This is a genomic window from Pseudomonas brassicae (genome assembly GCF_010671725.1).
Classification (GTDB): domain Bacteria; phylum Pseudomonadota; class Gammaproteobacteria; order Pseudomonadales; family Pseudomonadaceae; genus Aquipseudomonas; species Aquipseudomonas brassicae.
This window is the reverse complement of the sequence record NZ_JAAHBU010000155.1, coordinates 1-18,306: the sequence shown is the minus strand read 5'-3', so window position 1 is coordinate 18,306 and position 18,306 is coordinate 1. Positions and strand designations below refer to the sequence as shown.

The following is an 18,306-nucleotide window of genomic DNA, read 5'->3' as shown; positions in this document are numbered from 1 at the left end:
GCAAGGCCTACAAGCTGCTGGCAATCGGCACCTCCACCGGTGGTCCGGTGGCGCTGCAGCGCGTGCTGACCCAGTTGCCAGCCAACTTCCCGGCGCCGATCGTGCTGATCCAGCACATGCCGGCTGCCTTTACCAAGGCCTTTGCCGAGCGCTCGACAAGCTGTGCAAGATCAGCGTCAAGGAAGCCGAGGATGGTGATGTACTGCGTCCAGGCCTGGCACTGTTGGCGCCTGGCGGCAAGCAGATGATGGTGGACGGGCGCGGCACGGTGAAGATCCTGCCGGGCGACGAGCGCCTGAACTACAAGCCTTGCGTGGACATCACCTTCGGTTCGGCGGCCAAGTCATACGGTGACAAGGTGCTGGCAGTGGTGCTGACCGGCATGGGCGCCGATGGCCGTGAAGGTGCACGCCTGCTCAAGCAGGGCGGTAGCCAGGTGTGGGCGCAGGATGAAGCCAGCTGTGTGATCTATGGCATGCCGATGGCCATTGCCAAGGCCAACCTGGCGGATGCGGTGTATGGCCTGGACGATATTGGCCGGCATCTGGTGGAGGCGTGCATCTGATGGATGTCTTGAGCCTGATCGGGATTATCCTGGCATTCGTGGCCATCGTCGGCGGCAACTACCTCGAAGGTGGTCACCTGTCGGCGTTGCTCAACGGCCCGGCTGCCTTGATCGTGATCGGCGGGACCCTGGCCGCCTCGCTGTTGCAGTCGCCCATGAGTGCATTCAAGCGGGCGTTGCAGATCGTGCGCTGGATCCTCTTTCCGCCACGTGTGGACCTGGCCGGTGGTATCGATCGCGTGGTCAACTGGAGCCTCACCGCGCGCAAGGAAGGCCTGCTGGGCCTTGAAGGCGTGGCCGATGCCGAGCCCGACCCGTATGCCCGCAAGGGCCTGCAACTGCTGGTCGACGGTGCCGAGCCGGAAGCCATCCGCAGCATCCTGGAAGTGGATTTCTACACCCAGGAAAGCCGTGATATCCAGGCGGCCAAAGTCTTCGAAAGCATGGGCGGCTACGCGCCGACCATCGGCATCATCGGCGCCGTGATGGGCCTGATCCACGTGATGGGCAACCTGGCCGACCCGTCGCAGTTGGGCAGCGGCATTGCCGTGGCCTTTGTTGCCACCATCTACGGCGTGGCCAGTGCCAACCTGATCCTGTTGCCTGTCGCCAACAAGCTCAAGGCGCTGGCACTGCGTCAGTCGCGCTACCGCGAAATGCTCCTGGAAGGCTTGTTGTCGATTGCCGAAGGCGAGAATCCACGTTCGATCGAACTGAAGCTTCAGGGCTTCATGGAGTAAGCCATGGCCCGTCGTCGCCCCCCCGAGGAACATGAAAACCACGAACGCTGGCTGGTGTCGTATGCCGACTTCATCACCTTGCTGTTCGCCTTCTTCGTGGTCATGTATTCGATTTCCTCGATCAACGAGGGCAAGTACAAAGTCATTTCGCAGGCCCTGATCGGCGTGTTCAACGACCCCGAGCGCAGCATGCGGCCGATTCCGATCGGTGACGAACGCCCGCTCAGCGTCAAGCCCGCCGAACCGCTGATCAAGGACAGCGAACAGGTCGATGCCGGCCTTGCGCAAACCTCCAGTGACCCGCTGCAGACCATTGCCAATGATGTGCGCGATGCCTTTGGCGATCTGATCAAGTCCGACCAGATGACGGTGCGCGGCAACGAGCTGTGGATCGAGATCGAGCTCAATTCCTCGTTGCTGTTCGGCAGTGGCGATGCCATGCCCAGCGACAAGGCGTTCAACATCATCGAGAAGGTCGCCAACATCCTCAAGCCGTTCGCCAATCCGGTGCACGTCGAGGGCTTCACCGACGACCAGCCGATTCGCACCGCGCAGTACCCGACCAACTGGGAGTTGTCGTCGGCGCGTGCCGCGAGCATCGTGCGCCTGCTGGCCATGGAAGGGGTGAACCCGGCACGCATGGCGTCGGTGGGCTACGGCGAGTTCCAGCCGATTGCCAGCAACACCAGCGCCGAAGGGCGCGCGCAGAATCGTCGGGTGGTGCTGGTGATCTCGCGCAACCTGGAGGTGCGTCGCAGCCTGACCGCCACCGGCAGCGCCAATGCCACGCCGGATGCGGCGATGAAGCGGGCTGGCACACAAACTGCACCGCCAGCCGTAGCACCGACGTCAGGGCGCAATCCCGTCAATTCCCCGTCGTCGACCTTTTAATCGATCCCGGCAGGGTCCGACCCGACCGGGAGGAAGCAGCGCAATGAGAGTGTGGGCAGTAGCCAATCAAAAAGGTGGTGTCGGCAAGACCACCACATCCATCGCCCTGGCCGGCTTGCTGGCCGAGGCGGGCAAGCGCGTGGTCGTTGTCGACCTCGACCCGCACGGCTCCATGACCAGCTACTTCGGCCATAACCCCGACACGCTGGAGCACAGCAGCTACGACCTGTTCCTGCACAAGGGCACGGTGCCCGAAGGGCTGCCGGGCCAACTGCTGCTGCCGACCAGCGACGAGAAGATCTCGTTGCTGCCGTCGAGTACCGCACTGGCCGTGCTCGAGCGCCAGTCGCCGGGCCAGAGTGGCCTGGGGCTGGTCATCGCCAAGAGCCTGGCGCAGCTGTGGCAGGACTTCGACTACGCCATCATCGACAGCCCGCCATTGCTTGGCGTGCTGATGGTCAATGCCTTGGCGGCAAGCCAGCAACTGGTGATTCCGGTGCAGACCGAGTACCTGGCAGTCAAGGGCCTGGAGCGTATGGTCAGCACCCTGGCGATGGTCAATCGTTCGCGCAAGCAGGCGTTGCCCTACAACATCGTGCCGACCCTGTTCGACCGCCGTACCCAGGCCTCCATGGGCACCTTGAGGGTGCTGCGCGATGCCTACCCCGAATCCATCTGGCAAGGCTACATCCCGGTCGACACGCGCTTGCGCGATGCCAGCCGCGCCGGCCTGACGCCGTCGCAGTTCGACGGCAAGAGCCGTGGTGTGGTGGCCTATCGGGCCTTGCTCAAGCATCTGCTGACGCAGACTGCTGTTGCGCAGGTGGCGTGATGAATCGCCCTCAGCAAGTCGCCACCAAGCCTCAACTTGCCTTGCAGTCCTACCTGGACGGCTTGTTGCAGGAGGCCACCGAAGAATTCGAGGCGCCTGCACCGGTTGCCGTTGTCCGTGTCACCGAGCCGGTAGCGGTGGTAGCCGAAGCGCCTGCGGTGCTCGACGAGTTCCAGGCGGCAGTGCTTGAAGAACAGGCCCGCGACGCCCGCCTCAAGGCACCCGCGCCGGTATTCGCCGAACCGCCTCGGCTGGTCATGCCGGTCACCGCGCCGCCGCTGATCGTCGAGGTGACCAGCGTCGTCGAAGCACGCGAGCTCACCCCGGCAATGCCGCCGGCGCCGGTCGAGCCACTGGTTGATGTGCACCTGCCGGCAGGTCCAGACCAGCCGGTGCCGCCGCTCACCGGGGATGGTCGCCCGGCCTGGGCCGCCGAGCCGTTCGAATGCCTGCTGTTCGATGTGGCGGGCCTCACCCTGGCCGTGCCGCTGGTGTGCCTGGGGTCGATCTACTCGCTGGCCGGGCAGGAACTGACGCCGCTGTTCGGCCAGCCCGACTGGTTCCTCGGCATCTTGCGCAGCCAGGCAGGCAACCTCAAGGTGCTGGACACCGCGCGTTGGGTGATGCCCGACCGTTATCGCGATGACTTGCGCCAGGGCCTGCAATACGTGATTTCGGTACAGGGTTACGAGTGGGGGCTGGCGGTGCATCAGGTCAGCCGCTCGTTGCGCCTGGACCCGAGCGAGATCAAATGGCGAACCCAGCGTGGCCAGCGGCCCTGGTTGGCCGGGACCGTGATTGAACACATGTGTGCGCTGCTGGACGTTGCCGAACTGGCCGAACTGATTGCCAGCGCGCCGTCAAGCAGTTGCACAGCACGCATAAATAATCGGTCGCATCTGCCGCGACCGCACTGAGCACACCGCCGAAAGCGGCTTTTGAGGGTTAGGGGAATGAAAAACATGACGGCGCAGGGTTCCGACGATCCAATCCTGCAGTGGGTGACGTTCAAGCTGGACAACGAGTCTTATGGCATCAACGTGATGCAGGTCCAGGAAGTGCTGCGTTACACCGAGATTGCCCCGGTACCGGGTGCGCCAAGCTACGTGCTGGGCATCATCAACCTGCGCGGCAACGTGGTCACCGTGATCGATACGCGCCAGCGCTTCGGCCTGCTGTCCAGCGAAATCACCGACAACAGCCGTATCGTGATCATCGAGGCAGACAAGCAGGTGGTCGGCATTCTGGTCGATAGTGTTGCTGAAGTGGTGTACCTGCGTCAGTCGGAGATCGAAACCGCACCGAATGTCGGCAACGAGGAATCGGCCAAGTTCATTCAGGGCGTGTGCAACAAGAACAACGAACTGCTGATCCTGGTCGAGCTGGACAAGATGATGACCGAGGAAGAGTGGTCCGAGCTGGAGAACATCTGAGTTGATTCTCGAGGTTGCAGTCATATTTCTGGCGCTGGTCTGGGCCGTGAGCCTCTGGTTGTTCTATGGCTACAGCAAGCGCCAGCGCGAGCTGGCATCGCAGCAGGCCCAGGGCGATGCGCTGCGCGATCAGCGCATCAAGGACCTGGCCAAGCGCCTGGACGATTACCAGAACGGCACCGTGCGCATGGGCGACGCGCTGCATGAGCTGCGCGCCGTGGTGGCGCCGCTGCCGGACAAGCTGCTGCAACTGGAACAGCGCGACCCCAACAGCCTGTCGTTTGCCCAGGCGGCGCGGCTGGTGGGCATGGGCGCCAGTGTCGACGAATTGACCCAGTCCTGCGGCCTGACCCAGGCCGAGGCCGAGCTGATGAGCAAGTTGCACCGCGGCTGAAGGGCGGCGGCGAGCGCCGCCCGTTTGCGGTTCAGGTATGCGCCCAGCTCAGGGTGCTGCCGATCTTGGCGAAGCGGCTGAGCGGCGTGAGTTGTCGATAAACCGTGCGAAACAGTTGGTCATCCACGACCGTCTGTGCGTTGAGCACCGGCAGTGCGCCAAAATTCCACACTTCGCGAAACTGCTTCAGCGCGGGCAATGCGGTTTCAATGGCATCGTTGAGCACGCCAGGCCCGGTCATGTGGTTCAGTTGGCCAGCATAGGCCATAAACCCCAGGGGGTCTTCGTGAATGCTCGGGCGGCTGTTGTAGAAGTCTGGGCGCGCCTCGAAGCGTTGGCGCATCAGGTCCGAAATGACGTCCAGCGTAGGGTTGCCGACATGGCTGCCGATCATGCTGCCGTTGTAGCGGATAGTCATGCCCAGCATCTCGTTGGACACCGGTATCGACAGGATCAGCCCGTCGTCGCTGGTGTGTAGCGCAACCTCGTCGATAGGTTCCGCGTTGCTGCCCATGGCCGTGATCTGGTCGGGGCCCAGCAGGCTGTCATCCACATCCATGTAGATTCCGCCTTGATGCTTGAGCAAGCGATAGCGCAGTACGTCCGATGCCGACGAATAGTTTGTCGCGACGCCGCCGTTGCCATCGATGGCGGCCTGGTACTGGGCAAAATAAGGGCTGTTCTCGAACTCCTTGTAGAGCGGGTGCGGCTCCAGCGGGATGATTTCCAGCGTCGGGGCATGGGTGCCCAGCAGCTCCACATTGCGCGCGTAGGCCTCAGGCGAGGCATTCGATAGAAACAGCCGGTAGCTATATTGACTGCGCTTGAGCAATTGGGCGTTGCGTCCCAGGTTTTCCAGAAGCTCGGGTTTGATCACCTGATCCCCGACCCAAATGCAAGAAATTCGCTTTGGGATGGGCGTTACCTGGGGCGCCAGCATGCCATCGAAGTTCACCGGTAGTTCAAGCTCTACGCCCAGCGCGCGCAGTGTACGCATCCGCTGGGCGTCGCTGACCGAACGCTCGGCGGCGTTCAGCCTGAGCATGTTTCGTTGGCCGGGCTCGGGGGCTACCAGGTAGGGCGGGTCGATCTCATTGAGGCTTTCGCTGCTGACGAAGGCGTCGGCCTCGATGTCGTAGTACAGGTTGGCGTTGTAGCCGTTGACCTGGGCCTGCAGCAGGTCGCGCTCGCCTTTGTAATTGGGTACCCGCACCACGGCTTGCGCCAGCGCAGGGTCGGCGTCGATCACCGGGGCGACACTGTCGGCTAGGGTGAAGGCTTCTTCGAGCACCGGTTCGACAGGCGCAAGGTGGGGGGGCTGCATTGGGCTCATGGGGTAGCCGAGCTGCCCGTTGACCCGGCTGGGGCTGACAAAGCCGGTGCTTTTGAATCGAAACAGCGCAGGCTTCTCTGGCACCGCCAGGTGCAGCAGCGGCAGGGCATTGAGCAGCCCCCAGACCTGGTCTTCGAAACCGCCAGCGCGTTCCTGGAGGGTTTTGCCGTGCAGCATGCGGTCCAGGCCGGTACCGAACTCGATGACCCCGCCAATCGCGAAGAGCGGCGCCAGTTCCGGGACGACCATGGCGATGGGCCCCAGCGTGTTGATCGCCGAATTGAAGTAGCCACGCCACTTTTCCCGGGTGATCGTGCTGTCGCTGTTGATGATGAAGTCAGCGTCCTGATCGGTGCGTTTCTTCTGGCGTCGGGCCATGGCCATGAACACATCGCCGTCGATGGGCGGGCTGTAGCTGGCGGCTTTGTAATTGACGATGTCTTGCGGTACCCACAGGCCGCTGGTGGCGAAGCCTGGGTGATGAGTGGGATCGAAGTGATGATAGGCGGGGTACAGGCCAAGGCCGGTCAGCGCCGTGCTGAGGCCGCTGAAGCCGAGGGTGTCGGCTTCGTCACCTGGCGCGAAATGTTGCTCCAGGGCTTGGCGGGTGTGGCTGGTTTGGCATTGGCGGGCAATCCACAGCTTCATTGCCGACTCGCTCGCGAACTCGTGCAGGGGCGAGCTGTTGCCGGGGATATAAAGCAGGGTAAGGCCGCTGGCGTTGTTTTTCAGGCACAGCAGGTTGCTGGCCACATAGCCATAGATGTTCAGGGCGGCCACCTGCACCACGGGAATGTGGCGCTCCTTGCGCCCCAGACTGGCCCAGGTGGGGGGGGCCTGCAGGCCGGCAACCTGCCAGGCAAGCACCCGCCCGGCATCGCTCAGGCTGGCCTCGCTGACCTGCTTGTTGCACGCGGCGATGAAATTGACCTTGGCTGCATCGCGGTAGGTTTGTAGTCCGGTTTTCCAGTAGGCCTTGAGCATCTGTTTATAGGGATGCTGGAAGTCCATGTGCCAGACAAACCGCTGGAACGCTTCGGCGGGGAGGCTGAGGTGTGTATGGGCGTCGTAGGTTTGTGGGTGGGTGTGGCGGTACAGGCCGTTGTAGATCAGGTAGTCGGCGCCGTAGTCGAACGGCCCTTTGTGGTCCAGGTGCTCGACCATGGTCAGCGGGTAGGGTGGGGGCGTGCCGGCCCATGGCTGGTGCAAGGCGGCGCGACCAGGTCGTTGCTTGACTCGCCTTGCCAGTTCGCCAGCAGGGCCTGGGTCAAGGTCATGCGTTGCGTGACCTTGGCGATGGGATGCTGGCCTTTGAACTGGTAATGCAGGGTGACGGCATCGACCTTGTCGGGGTCCAGGTCGATGCCTTGCAGGCTGGCCCATTGGCGTACTGCGTTGGCCGCGGCCTGGTCGGGCCTGGGGTAGTTTTCGAGTGAATTGCGTATGTGTTGCACACCGTCTGTGCTGATAAAGCGGGAAGTCATGGCGGTTACCTGAGTCGGCACGGGGAGTCGTGCCTGGCTATGCTTCACAGTACGGGCAGGGCGGCGGTGGTAGCTATGTGTGGCGGTTCACCTGCGAGCTGAAGCGTTGTTCGACGCCCGGTCGTGGTGGGGCAGAGGCGCCAGTCAATCCGGCCTCGGCAAGCCCAGCCCCTGCGGGGTAATGTCACGCTCGTGCGGCGTGTCGTCCACGAACCCCACCGGTACCTGGCCCTTGAGCTGCCAGGCGAAGGCAATGATCTCGGCAATGGTCAGGTACAACGCCTCGGGGATCTGGTCACCCAGTTCCATGCGCGCCAACAGGCGCACCAGTTCGGCGTTCTCGTAGATCGGCACTTCATGTTCGCGGGCGATCGCCAGGATCGCCTCGGCCAGCTCATCGTCGCCCTTGGCGCTCAACGTCGGGGCCTGCTGGCCGTCATAGGTCAGGGCAATGGCCTGGCGTGGGGTCTTGAGGCTCATGCGTTTTCATCCACCCAGCGTTGTTCAAGGTGTGTGCGCGGGCCCTGCGGTGGCGTGCCGTGATGGCAGCACAATTCACCGACATTCAACCCGCGCGCCACCAGCCGCACGCGCAAGCTGTCGAGCTGGCTGTCGATCAACTGCGCCGTACTCGGCAGCTCTGCCCAGAGCTGGCTCGACAAATTGCCCTGGCTGATCTGCGCCTGTACCTGCAACGGCCCCAGCGGGCTCAGGTCGAACGACAATTCGACGCGCCAGAGCATTTCCAGCGGGTCACGTCGCTCGCGCTCAGGCTCGGCTTGTTGCTCTGGCGTCTCCTCGCGCTGCAGTTTCATCTGCAGCGGCATGAACTCCTGGCCGTTGCGCACCGGAATTTCCAGTTGCCATGTGGTCTGCAGGTTGCCTTCGGCGGTGGTGCGGGTCTGCTCCAGGCCTGCCAGCTGATGGCTCTGCAAGCGTGAGATGGCGGCCGCTGCCAGGCGCAGCAGATGCTCCAGATCGCCTTCGCCGTCGGCACTTTGCAGCAAGCGGGAGGGCAGCGGGAAACTGCCCGGGGCAGGCCGCGGGCTGACCTGGCCCAGCATGCCCAGGGCGTTGCGCACCATACCCGGCATCGCCTGAGCCAGGGTGCTGGCAGCGGCTGCCGGGTTGAATTGCGTGCTGCTGGGCAAGCCCGGCAGCAGTTGCGCCACCAGGCGAATGACCTGCGCCTTGAGGTCGGGTGCCAGGCCCCCGGGTGCGCCGGCAAGCAGCTTGGCTTCCAGAAACGCGCCACTGTTGTTGAGTGCCTGGGCAAGCCCCTTGGCATCGCCGAGCTGGCGCAGGTCGGGCAAGCTGGCCAGCAGGGTATCGACACTGGCACGTACCTCGACGGGCAGGCGTTGCTGACCACTCAACTGCTGCAGATTGCTCAGCAGCCCCTGCAGCGACGCCTGGCGGCTTTGCTGGGTGCTCAGGTGCTGGGCAATGGCCAGCTGTGCCTGGCGCCCGCTCAGGGGCACGAAGCTGATCGACTGCTCACCCTGTACCCGCGCGCTGAGCAGGCTGCCCAGCGCCAGCGGACGTGGGCTGTCGATGTTGAGGGTGGCGCCGGCCTGGGCGGTGTTGAGCAAGCTTACCAGTGAGCGGAACAGCGCTGGTTGCCCGGTGGCCTGAGGCAGCGCCTGGGTCGTGAGGACCTTGCCCTGCAGCAGGGTGCCGACCGGCAGTTGGCGCGTGTCGAGTTGGCTGAGGGTGGCAACGTTGCGCGCAATGGCCTGTTGCACTGTGATGGTCAGGTTGCTGGCATTGGGCTGGCTGACGGTCAGTTCGCTGCCCTGGGGCAACGGCTGGCTGGCGGTGGTCTGTAGCGTTGTCTGGCGGCCGTTGCTCTGGGTCAGTTGCAGCAGCAGCTGAAAGTCCTGGCCGACCTGGCGCAACGACAACACCTGCGCCTGCGCGGTTTCACCCGGCGCCAGCAATGCGACCTGGGGCTGCAGCAGCTTGAGCAGCTCGCCGGTCATGGCCGCGCCGCGCGCCTGGGGATTGGCCGCAGCCTGCGGGCCAAGGCTGTTGATTTCGCCTGTCATCACGTCACAACCTGTGGAAATAGCCCTCTTTGCAGTAGGACATGCCATGTATAATGCCGCCCGATCTTCGCGGGTGTGCCCGCTGCAGCGGCGCGTCCGATCAGACCGGCCGGGCCGTGGATCCGTTGTCCAGTATAACGGCAAGGCCGGGGCCGACTTGAGACTGTCATCCGAACCAATAAGGCGAACCTGTGACTCCTCGACTCGAAGCTGTGGGCCTGGCCTGCGAGCGTGACTGGCGAATGCTCTTCGAGCACCTCGAACTGCAGTTGGCGGCCGGTGACATGTTGCAGATCAGCGGCCCCAACGGCAGCGGCAAGACCAGCCTGCTGCGCCTGCTGAGCGGGTTGATGCGACCCACCCGCGGCGAGATCCGCCTCAATGGCACGCCTCTGGCCGAGCAGGGCAGCGAGCTGGCCAGGGTGTTGCTGTGGATCGGGCATGCCGCCGGCATCAAGGACGTGCTCAGCGCCGAAGAGAACCTGGCCTGGTTGTGCGCCTTGCACCAGCCGGCCAGCCGCGCTGCGATCTGGCAGGCCCTGGCACAGGTCGGCCTGCGCGGCTTCGAGGATGTCCCCTGCCATACCCTGTCGGCCGGCCAGCAGCGCCGCGTGGCGCTGGCACGGCTGTACCTGGAGAGCCCGCCGCTGTGGATTCTCGACGAACCCTTCACCGCCCTCGACAAGCACGGCGTGGCCCAGCTCGAAGCCCACCTGGCGGCGCATTGCGAGCAGGGCGGCATGGTCGTGCTGACCACCCACCACACGCTGACGCAGACGCCGTCCGGTTATCGAGAACTGGACCTGGGGCAGTGGGCAGCATGAGCGTATTCATCCATTTGTTGCGCCGTGAAGCGCAGTTGCTGTGCCGCCGCCCTGCGGAGCTGGCCAACCCGCTGGTGTTCTTTGCGATCGTGATCGCGCTGTTCCCGCTGGCGGTCGGCCCAGAGACGCAATTGTTGCAAAACTTGTCCCCTGGGTTAGTCTGGGTAGCCGCTCTTTTGTCCGTGCTGCTCTCGCTGGACGGCCTGTTCCGCAGCGATTTCGAGGACGGATCCCTCGAACAGTGGGTCCTTTCGCCGCACCCCCTGGCGCTTCTGGTGTTGGCCAAGGTGCTGGCACACTGGGCCTTTTCCGGCCTGGCACTGGTATTGTTGTCGCCGCTGCTGGCGCTGATGCTGGGATTGCCGGTGCAGTGCCTGCCCGTGTTGCTGGCCTCGCTGTTGCTCGGTACCCCGGTACTGAGCCTGCTGGGGGCCGTGGGCGCGCGCTCACCGTGGGCTTGAAGCGCGGCGGGCTGTTGTTGGCACTGCTGATTTTGCCGTTATATATCCCGGTATTGATCCTGGGCAGTGGCGCCTTGCAGGCGGCACTGCAAGCTATGCCGGCGACCGGTTACCTGCTCTGGCTTGGCAGCCTGACCGCCCTGGCAGTAACCCTGGCACCCTTTGCAATAGCGGCTGGCCTGAAGATCAGCGTCGGCGAATAATGAGGTCTGGGCTTTCGCCCAGCAAAGACCCTGGATGTACCGTGATGAAAAACAGCGCAATAAGCTGGACGTGGTTTCACAAGCTGGGCTCACCCAAATGGTTCTATGCCATCAGCGGGCGCATGCTGCCGTGGCTGAGCATTGCCGCTCTTCTGCTGATCGCGGTGGGAGTGGTCTGGGGCCTGGCCTTCGCCCCGCAGGACTACCAGCAGGGCAATAGCTTTCGCATCATCTACATCCATGTCCCCGCCGCCATGCTGGCGCAGTCGTGCTACGTGATGCTGGCGGTAGCCGGCGTGGTCGGGTTGGTGTGGAAGATGAAGATCGCCGACGTCGCGCTGCAGTGCGCCGCGCCCATCGGCGCCTGGATGACCGTGGTGGCGCTGAGCACGGGCGCCATCTGGGGCAAGCCGACCTGGGGCAGTTGGTGGGTCTGGGATGCACGACTAACGTCGATGCTGATCCTGCTGTTTCTGTACTTCGGTCTGATTGCCCTGGGGCAGGCAATCAGCAATCGTGAGAGCGCGGCCAAGGCCTGCGCGGTACTGGCGATTGTCGGGGTGATCAATATCCCGATCATCAAGTATTCGGTGGAGTGGTGGAACACCCTGCACCAGGGCGCCACCTTCACCCTCACCGAGAAACCGGCGATGCCGGCCGAAATGTGGCTGCCGCTGCTGCTGACCGTGCTGGGCTTCTACTGCTTCTTCGGCACGGTGCTGTTGCTGCGCATGCGTCTTGAAGTGCTCAAGCGCGAAGCGCGTGCCAGTTGGGTCAAGGATGAAGTCCTGAACCACCTGGGTCGGGGGACCGTTTGATGAGCTTTGCCTCCTTCAGCGACTTTGTCGCCATGGGCCATCACGCCCTTTACGTCTGGTCGGCCTACGGCATCTGCCTGCTGGTGCTGGCCCTCAACGTCGCCGCGCCCGTGCTGAGCAAGCGTCGTTACCTGCAAGAAGAGGCGCGCCGTCTGCGCCGGGAGAGCATCAAGTGAATCCGCAACGCAAAAAGCGTCTGTTCATCATCCTCGGCCTGCTGGTTGGCGTCGGCGCCGCAGTTGGCCTGGCCCTGAGCGCACTGCAGCAGAACATCAACCTGTTCTACACTCCGACTCAGATCGCCAACGGCGAGGCCCCGCTCGACACCCGTATCCGCGCCGGCGGCATGGTCGAGGCCGGCTCCCTGCAACGTTCCGGCGACTCGCTGGACGTACGCTTCGTGGTCACCGACTTCAACAAGTCGGTGCCGATCACCTACCGTGGGATCCTGCCCGACCTGTTCCGCGAAGGGCAGGGCATCGTCGCCCTCGGCAAGCTCAATGCCGAAGGCGTGGTGGTGGCCGATGAAGTGCTGGCCAAGCACGATGAAAAATACATGCCGCCCGAGGTCACCAAGGCCTTGAAAGAGAGCGGCCAGGCCGCTGCCGACGGCGGAGCCAAGCCATGAATGCGGCATTGATCATTCCCGAACTCGGCCAGTTGGCGATGATTCTGGCCATCTGCTTCGCCTGCGTGCAGGCCAGCGTGCCGCTGCTCGGCGCCTGGCGCGGCGACAGCCTGTGGATGAGCCTGGGCCGCCCTGCCGCCTGGGGGCAGTTTGCCTTCCTGGCGTTCGCCTTTGCCTGCCTGACCCACGCCTTCATGACCGACAACTTCTCGGTGGCGTACGTGGCCAGCAACTCCAACAGCGCCTTGCCCTGGTACTACAAGTTCAGCGCCGTGTGGGGCGCCCACGAAGGTTCGCTGCTGCTGTGGGCGCTGATCCTCGGTGGCTGGACCTTCGCCGTGTCGATCTTCTCGCGCCAGTTGCCGCAGGTGATGCTGGCGCGTGTGCTGGCGGTGATGGGCATGATCAGCGTGGGCTTTCTGTCGTTCCTGATCGTCACCTCCAACCCGTTCCAGCGCCTGCTGCCGCAGGTGCCGACCGATGGCCGCGACCTCAACCCGTTGCTGCAGGATATCGGCCTGATCGTGCACCCGCCGATGCTGTACATGGGCTACGTGGGCTTCTCGGTGGCCTTCGCGTTTGCCATTGCTGCCTTGCTCGGCGGGCGCCTCGACGCCGCCTGGGCGCGTTGGTCACGGCCGTGGACCATCGTTGCCTGGGCATTCCTGGGCATCGGCATCACCCTGGGCTCGTGGTGGGCCTACTACGAGCTGGGCTGGGGCGGCTGGTGGTTCTGGGACCCGGTCGAGAACGCCTCGTTCATGCCATGGCTGGTGGGCACCGCACTGATCCACTCGCTGGCGGTGACCGAGAAGCGCGGCGTGTTCAAGAGCTGGACCGTCCTGTTGGCGATCGCAGCCTTCTCGTTGAGCCTGCTGGGCACCTTCCTGGTGCGTTCGGGCGTGCTGACCTCGGTGCACGCGTTTGCCTCCGACCCCGAGCGCGGCGTGTTCATCCTGATCTTCCTGCTGTTCGTGGTCGGCGGCTCGCTGACCCTGTTCGCCCTGCGCGCCCCGGTGGTCAAGAGCCAGGTCGGGTTTGCCCTGTGGTCGCGTGAAACGCTGCTGCTGGCCAACAACCTGGTGCTGGTGGTGGCCGCCTCGATGATCCTGCTCGGCACCCTCTACCCGCTGGTGCTCGATGCACTGACCGGGGCCAAGCTGTCGGTCGGCCCGCCGTACTTCGATGCGCTGTTCATCCCGCTGATGGCGTTGTTGATGGCGGTGATGGCGGTGGGCGTGATCGTGCGCTGGAAGGACACCCCGACAAAATGGCTGGTGAGCATGCTCACCCCGGCGCTGATCGGCAGTGCGGTACTGGCACCGATCGGCGGGCTGCTGGTGGACGACTTCGACTGGCAGGTACTGACCACCTTCGCCCTCGCGGCGTGGATTCTGCTGGCCGGTGTGCGTGACCTGCTCGACAAGACCCGTCACAAAGGCCTGCTCAAGGGCATGCGCAGCCTTACCCGCAGTTACTGGGGCATGCATGTGGCGCACCTGGGTATCGCGGTGTGCGCCTTGGGCGTGGTGCTGTCGAGCAACAACAGCGCCGAACGCGACCTGCGCCTGGCGCCGGGCGAATCCATGGAACTGGGCGGCTACCAGTTCGTGTTCGAAGGCGCCAAGCACTTCGAAGGGCCCAACTTCACCTCCGACAAGGGCACCGTGCGCGTGCTGCAGGACGGCCGCGAAATCAGCGTGCTGCACCCGGAAAAACGCCTGTACACCGTGCAGCAGTCGGTGATGACCGAGGCGGGCATCGACGCCGGCTTCACCCGCGACCTGTATGTCGCCCTGGGCGAGTCGCTGGACAACGGCGCGTGGGCGGTGCGCGTGCACGTCAAACCGTTCGTGCGCTGGATCTGGCTGGGTGGTCTGCTGACCGGCCTGGGTGGTTTGCTGGCGGCAATGGATGGTCGGTATCGGGTCAAGGTCAAAAGCCGGGTGCGTGAAGTACTGGGCATGTCGGGAGCAACTGCATGAAGCGTTGGATCATGGTGCTGCCGCTGGCGCTGTTTCTGCTGGTGGCGGTGTTTCTGTACCGGGGCCTGTACCTGGACCCCACCGAGTTGCCCTCGGCAATGATCGGCAAGCCGTTCCCGGCATTCTCGCTGCCGACGGTGGAGGGCGACAGGACCCTGACCCGTGACGATCTGCTGGGCAAGCCGGCGCTGGTCAACGTATGGGCCACCTGGTGCCCGTCGTGCAAGGTCGAGCACCCGGTACTGAACAGATTGTCCGAGCAGGGCGTGGTGATCTACGGGGTCAACTACAAGGATGACAACGCAGCGGCAATCAAGTGGCTGAACGAGTTCCACAACCCGTACCAGATCGGCATCCGTGACGAGCAGGGCACCCTCGGGCTGGACCTGGGCGTGTATGGCGCGCCGGAGACGTTCATGATCGATGCCAAGGGCATCATCCGTCACAAATTCGTCGGCGTGGTCGACCAGACCGTGTGGCGCGAACAGCTGGCGCCGCTGTACCAGGGCCTGCTCGACGAGGCCGGGCAATGAAGCGCTGGCTGGCTGCGGCGCTGCTCGGCCTGAGCATCGCCGGCGTGGCGCACGCCGCGATCGACACCTACCAGTTTGCCGACGACGCGGAGCGCGAGCGCTACCACGTGCTGACCAAGGAACTGCGCTGCCCCAAGTGCCAGAACCAGGACATCGCCGACTCCAACGCACCGATTGCCGCCGACCTGCGCCGCGAGATCTTCCGCATGCTGGGCGAGGGCAAGGACAACCAGCAGATCATCGATTTCATGGTCGATCGCTATGGTGACTTCGTGCGCTACAAGCCGGCCCTGACGGCGCGCACCTGGTTGCTCTGGTTCGGCCCCGGCATCCTCTTGCTGGGTGGTTTCGGCATGCTCGCGCTGATCGTGCGCAAGCGTCGCGGGCAGGCTGCCACCGGTGCCGCCGACCTTTCCCCCGAGGAGCGTGAGCGCCTCGCCAAATTGCTGGACAAAGAACGCCCCCATGACTGAATTCTGGCTTCCTGCAGGCCTGCTGTTACTGGTAGCCCTGAGCTTTTTGCTGGTCCCGGTGTTGCGCGGCCGTCGTGCGCAACAAGAAGAAGACCGTACTGCGTTGAACGTCGCCCTGTACCAGGAGCGCGTGGCCGAGTTGCAAGTGCAGGGCGACGCCGGTGTGCTCAGCGCCGAGCAACTGCAGCGCGGGCGTGACGAGGCGGCCCGCGAGCTGCTGGCCGACACCGACAATGCCGAGCCTGGTCGCAGTGCGCGCCTGGGCAAGACCCTGCCGTTGCTGGCGGCGGCGCTGGTGCCCGTCATGGCGCTGGGGCTGTACCTGCATTTCGGTGCCAGCGACAAGGTCGAGCTGACCCGTGAGTTCGCCCAGGCGCCGCAGTCGGTGCAGGAGATGACCACGCGCCTGGAGCGTGCCGTCGAGGCCCAGCCGGACTCGGCCGAGGGCCTGTACTTCCTCGGCCGTGCCTACATGGCCCAGGAGCGTGCGGCCGATGCGGCGAAGATTTTCGAGCGTGCAGCGAGCGTGGCCGGGCGCCAGCCCGAGTTGCTGGGGCAGTGGGCCCAGGCGCTGTATTTCTCCAACGGCAAGCAGTGGACGGCGCAGTTGCAGGCGCTGACCGACGAGGCGCTCAAGGGCGACCCCAAGGAAGTCACCAGCCTGGGCCTGCTCGGCATTGCCGCATTCGAGGGCGAGCGTTACCAGCAGGCCATCGACTACTGGAACCGGCTGCTTGCCCAGTTGCCGGAAGGCGACGCATCGCGCGCTGCGTTGCTGGGCGGTATCGAGCGTGCTACCGAGCGCCTCAAGGCCGGTGCCGGCAAGCCGGCAGCGGCTGAGCCGGCAGGCGCCAGGTTGACGGTACGGGTAGAACTGGCGCCGGCATTGAAAGACAAGGTCAAGCCGCACGACAGCGTGTTCATCTTCGCCCGGGCCAGTTCCGGGCGCCCATGCCGCTGGCGGCCAGGCGCGTGACCGTGGCCGACCTGCCGATCGAGGTACAACTGAGCGACAGCGATGCGATGATGCCGAACATGAAACTGTCGAGTTTTCCTGAAGTCCAACTGGTTGCGCGCATTTCCCGCGCTGGCCAGCCGACCAAAGGCGAGTGGATCGGCCTTGGTAACCCGCTGGCCAGCAGCACGGTGGTGCCGCAGCACCTGACCATCGACAGCCCGGACCCGTAGAGAGCCTCACTATGAACAGCATCGCACGCCTCACCCTGATCACCCTGGCCGTGGGATTGAGTGCGTGTACGGTGCATCGGCCGAGCGAACCCACGGTGCCGCCGATCGAGAGGCTGCCGCCCACCGGGCCGGTGATCAAACCGGTACCGGGGACCACGCCAGGTACGCCGATGATCACGCCGGCACCCAAGCCTATGCCGCGCACGTCGGCCAGCTTTGCACCGCCACCCGGCGGCGCCAGCCACTGGGACCCCAGGCTTGGGGTGTACGTGCTCGAAGGCAAGACCAACACCTTCTATCGCCAGCGCACCTACTACCGTTTCAACAACGGCTGGAGCTGGGCCACCAGCCCTGAGGGGCCCTGGCAGGACACCGACAGCTCTGGCGTACCCGGCGGTCTGGGCCGGGCTTTCGCGCAGTAGGCGCAAGTCTGCATAATGCCCCTTTCGCGCGCAGCCAAAGGGAGCAGGGCATGACACACACGGTACTGGTGCTGGTAGAGACGGTCGACGATTACCTGCCGCTGCTGGAGCACGCCGGGTTTCACCTGATTCGTGCACAGACCCCGGCCTTGCGCGCCGAGGCGGTTGCCCGTCATGGCGCTACGATCGACGCGGTACTGACCCGCGGGCCGCTGGGCCTGTATGCCGATGAAATCGCCGCGCTGCCTGAACTTAAGATCATCTGCGTGATCGGCGCCGGTTACGAGGAGGTCGACCTTGCCGCGGCGGCGGCACGCGGTATTCCCGTGACCAATGGTGCCGGTGCCAATGCCGTGGCCGTGGCCGACCATGCACTGGCCTTGCTGTTTGCCGTGGTGCGCGATATTGCGCGTGCCGACGCGAGCACCCGGCTGGGGCAGTGGCACCGCGTGATCAGCCCGTCGATCAGTGGCAAGCGCCTGGGTATCCTGGGCCTGGGGGCGGCAGGGTTGGCGATTGCCCGGCGTGCCGCACAGGGGTTTGACATGCCGGTGTTCTATCACAACCGTCGACCGCGCAATGACCTGCCCTATACCTATTGCGAGAGCCCGCTGGCGCTGGCGGCAGCGGTCGATTTTCTGATCGTGGCCACCCCTGGCGGGGCGAGCACGCGCCATCTGGTGGACGCTGCGGTGCTGGATGCACTGGGCCCGCAGGGCTTTCTGGTGAATATCGGACGGGCCAGCGTGGTGGCGACCGACGATCTGGTGCAGGCGTTGCAGGCGCAGCGCATTGCCGGTGCCGGGCTGGATGTATTCGACGCAGAGCCGGCGGTGCCCGAGGCGCTCAAGGCGTTGCCCAACGTGGTACTGACCCCGCATGTGGCCGGGCAGTCGCCAGAGGCGGCGCGCGATACGGTGCAGTTGGTGGTGCGCAACCTGCAGGCGTTCTTTGCCGGGCAGCCGGTGTTGACCCCGGTGACCGCGTAGGCAGGCCCGGTCCCTTCGCTGGCAAGCCAGCTCCCACAGCGTTCACCGCTGTCCCTGTGGGA

19 protein-coding genes and 3 pseudogenes are annotated in these 18,306 nt (G+C 64.5%); 18 read left to right on the top strand and 4 right to left on the bottom strand.

Annotated elements, in window-relative coordinates:
* The 7 genes and pseudogenes from G3436_RS12460 to G3436_RS12430 all read left to right on the top strand — a co-directional run.
* Positions 1 to 565: pseudogene (locus G3436_RS12460) on the top strand (chemotaxis protein CheB); the annotation flags it as partial.
* Positions 565 to 1,305, top strand: coding sequence for a flagellar motor protein (locus tag G3436_RS12455; protein ID WP_163945294.1), 741 nt, complete (start codon positions 565 to 567; stop codon positions 1,303 to 1,305). The pseudogene G3436_RS12460 and the gene G3436_RS12455, both read left to right, overlap by 1 nt.
* A 3-nt stretch (positions 1,306 to 1,308) precedes the next feature.
* Complete coding sequence (gene motD, locus G3436_RS12450; protein ID WP_163945291.1) at positions 1,309 to 2,196, top strand: flagellar motor protein MotD; 888 nt, start codon at positions 1,309 to 1,311, stop codon at positions 2,194 to 2,196.
* Positions 2,197 to 2,239: 43 nt separating this feature from the next.
* A complete protein-coding gene (locus G3436_RS12445) occupies positions 2,240 to 3,028 on the top strand; it encodes a ParA family protein (RefSeq protein WP_163945288.1) in 789 nt (262 codons plus the stop codon).
* On the top strand, positions 3,028 to 3,945 hold the full coding sequence (locus tag G3436_RS12440) for a CheW domain-containing protein (protein WP_163945286.1): 918 nt from the start codon (positions 3,028 to 3,030) through the stop codon (positions 3,943 to 3,945). The genes G3436_RS12445 and G3436_RS12440 overlap by 1 nt, the downstream gene beginning before the upstream one ends.
* Before the next feature lie 36 nt (positions 3,946 to 3,981).
* The gene (locus G3436_RS12435) at positions 3,982 to 4,461 is read left to right on the top strand and encodes a chemotaxis protein CheW (protein ID WP_163945284.1); all 480 of its coding nucleotides are present in this window, start codon (positions 3,982 to 3,984) and stop codon (positions 4,459 to 4,461) included.
* A 1-nt stretch (position 4,462) separates the two neighbouring features.
* Positions 4,463 to 4,855 (top strand): DUF2802 domain-containing protein, encoded by a 393-nt coding sequence (locus tag G3436_RS12430; RefSeq protein ID WP_163945282.1) that lies wholly within the window; start codon positions 4,463 to 4,465, stop codon positions 4,853 to 4,855.
* 31 nt (positions 4,856 to 4,886) lie between these two features.
* Here G3436_RS12430 and G3436_RS12425 read toward each other — a convergent pair whose 3' ends face one another.
* The 4 genes from G3436_RS12425 to fliK form a co-directional block, all read right to left on the bottom strand.
* Positions 4,887 to 7,397: a dermonecrotic toxin domain-containing protein gene (locus G3436_RS12425; RefSeq protein ID WP_243667118.1), complete on the bottom strand. Its 2,511-nt coding sequence runs from the start codon at positions 7,395 to 7,397 to the stop codon at positions 4,887 to 4,889.
* Positions 7,355 to 7,672, bottom strand: a complete 318-nt coding sequence (locus G3436_RS27570) for a dermonecrotic toxin domain-containing protein (RefSeq protein ID WP_243667117.1) — start codon at positions 7,670 to 7,672, stop codon at positions 7,355 to 7,357. Before G3436_RS27570 ends, G3436_RS12425 begins: the two co-directional genes overlap by 43 nt.
* 144 nt (positions 7,673 to 7,816) lie before the next feature.
* Positions 7,817 to 8,152, bottom strand: a complete 336-nt coding sequence (locus tag G3436_RS12420) for an EscU/YscU/HrcU family type III secretion system export apparatus switch protein (RefSeq protein ID WP_163945280.1) — start codon at positions 8,150 to 8,152, stop codon at positions 7,817 to 7,819.
* Positions 8,149 to 9,720, bottom strand: coding sequence for a flagellar hook-length control protein FliK (fliK, locus tag G3436_RS12415; protein ID WP_163945278.1), 1,572 nt, complete (start codon positions 9,718 to 9,720; stop codon positions 8,149 to 8,151). Before fliK ends, G3436_RS12420 begins: the two co-directional genes overlap by 4 nt.
* Before the next feature lie 191 nt (positions 9,721 to 9,911).
* On the opposite strand from fliK, the gene ccmA reads away from it, so the two are divergent.
* The 11 genes and pseudogenes from ccmA to G3436_RS12360 all read left to right on the top strand — a co-directional run bounded on the left by ccmA (position 9,912) and on the right by G3436_RS12360 (position 18,244).
* Positions 9,912 to 10,544, top strand: coding sequence for a cytochrome c biogenesis heme-transporting ATPase CcmA (gene ccmA / locus G3436_RS12410; protein WP_163945277.1), 633 nt, complete (start codon positions 9,912 to 9,914; stop codon positions 10,542 to 10,544).
* Positions 10,541 to 11,208, top strand: a pseudogene (gene ccmB, locus G3436_RS12405) (heme exporter protein CcmB). Before ccmA ends, ccmB begins: the two are co-directional and overlap by 4 nt.
* 44 nt (positions 11,209 to 11,252) lie before the next feature.
* Positions 11,253 to 12,026, top strand: coding sequence for a heme ABC transporter permease (locus tag G3436_RS12400; RefSeq protein WP_163945274.1), 774 nt, complete (start codon positions 11,253 to 11,255; stop codon positions 12,024 to 12,026).
* Complete coding sequence (gene ccmD, locus G3436_RS12395) at positions 12,026 to 12,202, top strand: heme exporter protein CcmD (protein WP_163945271.1); 177 nt, start codon at positions 12,026 to 12,028, stop codon at positions 12,200 to 12,202. Before G3436_RS12400 ends, ccmD begins: the two co-directional genes overlap by 1 nt.
* Complete coding sequence (gene ccmE / locus G3436_RS12390; RefSeq protein WP_163945269.1) at positions 12,199 to 12,654, top strand: cytochrome c maturation protein CcmE; 456 nt, start codon at positions 12,199 to 12,201, stop codon at positions 12,652 to 12,654. The genes ccmD and ccmE overlap by 4 nt, the downstream gene beginning before the upstream one ends.
* An 11-nt stretch (positions 12,655 to 12,665) precedes the next feature.
* A complete protein-coding gene (locus G3436_RS12385; protein WP_338001246.1) occupies positions 12,666 to 14,639 on the top strand; it encodes a heme lyase CcmF/NrfE family subunit in 1,974 nt (657 codons plus the stop codon).
* A complete protein-coding gene (locus tag G3436_RS12380) occupies positions 14,636 to 15,172 on the top strand; it encodes a DsbE family thiol:disulfide interchange protein (RefSeq protein WP_163945263.1) in 537 nt (178 codons plus the stop codon). Before G3436_RS12385 ends, G3436_RS12380 begins: the two co-directional genes overlap by 4 nt.
* Positions 15,169 to 15,645, top strand: a complete 477-nt coding sequence (locus G3436_RS12375; RefSeq protein WP_163945260.1) for a cytochrome c-type biogenesis protein — start codon at positions 15,169 to 15,171, stop codon at positions 15,643 to 15,645. Before G3436_RS12380 ends, G3436_RS12375 begins: the two co-directional genes overlap by 4 nt.
* A pseudogene (ccmI, locus tag G3436_RS12370) lies at positions 15,638 to 16,833 on the top strand (c-type cytochrome biogenesis protein CcmI). The gene G3436_RS12375 and the pseudogene ccmI overlap by 8 nt, the downstream one beginning before the upstream one ends.
* A gap of 11 nt (positions 16,834 to 16,844) precedes the next feature.
* The gene (locus G3436_RS12365) at positions 16,845 to 17,255 is read left to right on the top strand and encodes a hypothetical protein (RefSeq protein ID WP_163945257.1); all 411 of its coding nucleotides are present in this window, start codon (positions 16,845 to 16,847) and stop codon (positions 17,253 to 17,255) included.
* A gap of 50 nt (positions 17,256 to 17,305) precedes the next feature.
* Positions 17,306 to 18,244: a 2-hydroxyacid dehydrogenase gene (locus G3436_RS12360; RefSeq protein WP_163945254.1), complete on the top strand. Its 939-nt coding sequence runs from the start codon at positions 17,306 to 17,308 to the stop codon at positions 18,242 to 18,244.
* Positions 18,245 to 18,306 lie beyond the last annotated feature (62 nt).

Bases quoted from the DNA above. Each gene is read 5' to 3' on its own strand.
- G3436_RS12380 (WP_163945263.1), top strand. From the start codon at position 14,636: ATGAAGCGTTGGATCATGGTGCTGCCGCTGGCGCTGTTTCTGCTGGTG.
- G3436_RS12440 (WP_163945286.1), top strand. From the start codon at position 3,028: ATGAATCGCCCTCAGCAAGTCGCCACCAAGCCTCAACTTGCCTTGCAG.
- ccmD (WP_163945271.1), top strand. From the start codon at position 12,026: ATGAGCTTTGCCTCCTTCAGCGACTTTGTCGCCATGGGCCATCACGCC.
- G3436_RS12455 (WP_163945294.1), top strand. From the start codon at position 565: ATGGATGTCTTGAGCCTGATCGGGATTATCCTGGCATTCGTGGCCATC.
- G3436_RS12360 (WP_163945254.1), top strand. From the start codon at position 17,306: ATGACACACACGGTACTGGTGCTGGTAGAGACGGTCGACGATTACCTG.
- G3436_RS12445 (WP_163945288.1), top strand. From the start codon at position 2,240: ATGAGAGTGTGGGCAGTAGCCAATCAAAAAGGTGGTGTCGGCAAGACC.
- G3436_RS12435 (WP_163945284.1), top strand. From the start codon at position 3,982: ATGAAAAACATGACGGCGCAGGGTTCCGACGATCCAATCCTGCAGTGG.
- G3436_RS12400 (WP_163945274.1), top strand. From the start codon at position 11,253: ATGAAAAACAGCGCAATAAGCTGGACGTGGTTTCACAAGCTGGGCTCA.
- fliK (WP_163945278.1), bottom strand. From the start codon at position 9,720: ATGACAGGCGAAATCAACAGCCTTGGCCCGCAGGCTGCGGCCAATCCC.
- G3436_RS12375 (WP_163945260.1), top strand. From the start codon at position 15,169: ATGAAGCGCTGGCTGGCTGCGGCGCTGCTCGGCCTGAGCATCGCCGGC.
- motD (WP_163945291.1), top strand. From the start codon at position 1,309: ATGGCCCGTCGTCGCCCCCCCGAGGAACATGAAAACCACGAACGCTGG.
- G3436_RS12365 (WP_163945257.1), top strand. From the start codon at position 16,845: ATGAACAGCATCGCACGCCTCACCCTGATCACCCTGGCCGTGGGATTG.
- G3436_RS12420 (WP_163945280.1), bottom strand. From the start codon at position 8,152: ATGAGCCTCAAGACCCCACGCCAGGCCATTGCCCTGACCTATGACGGC.
- G3436_RS27570 (WP_243667117.1), bottom strand. From the start codon at position 7,672: ATGACTTCCCGCTTTATCAGCACAGACGGTGTGCAACACATACGCAAT.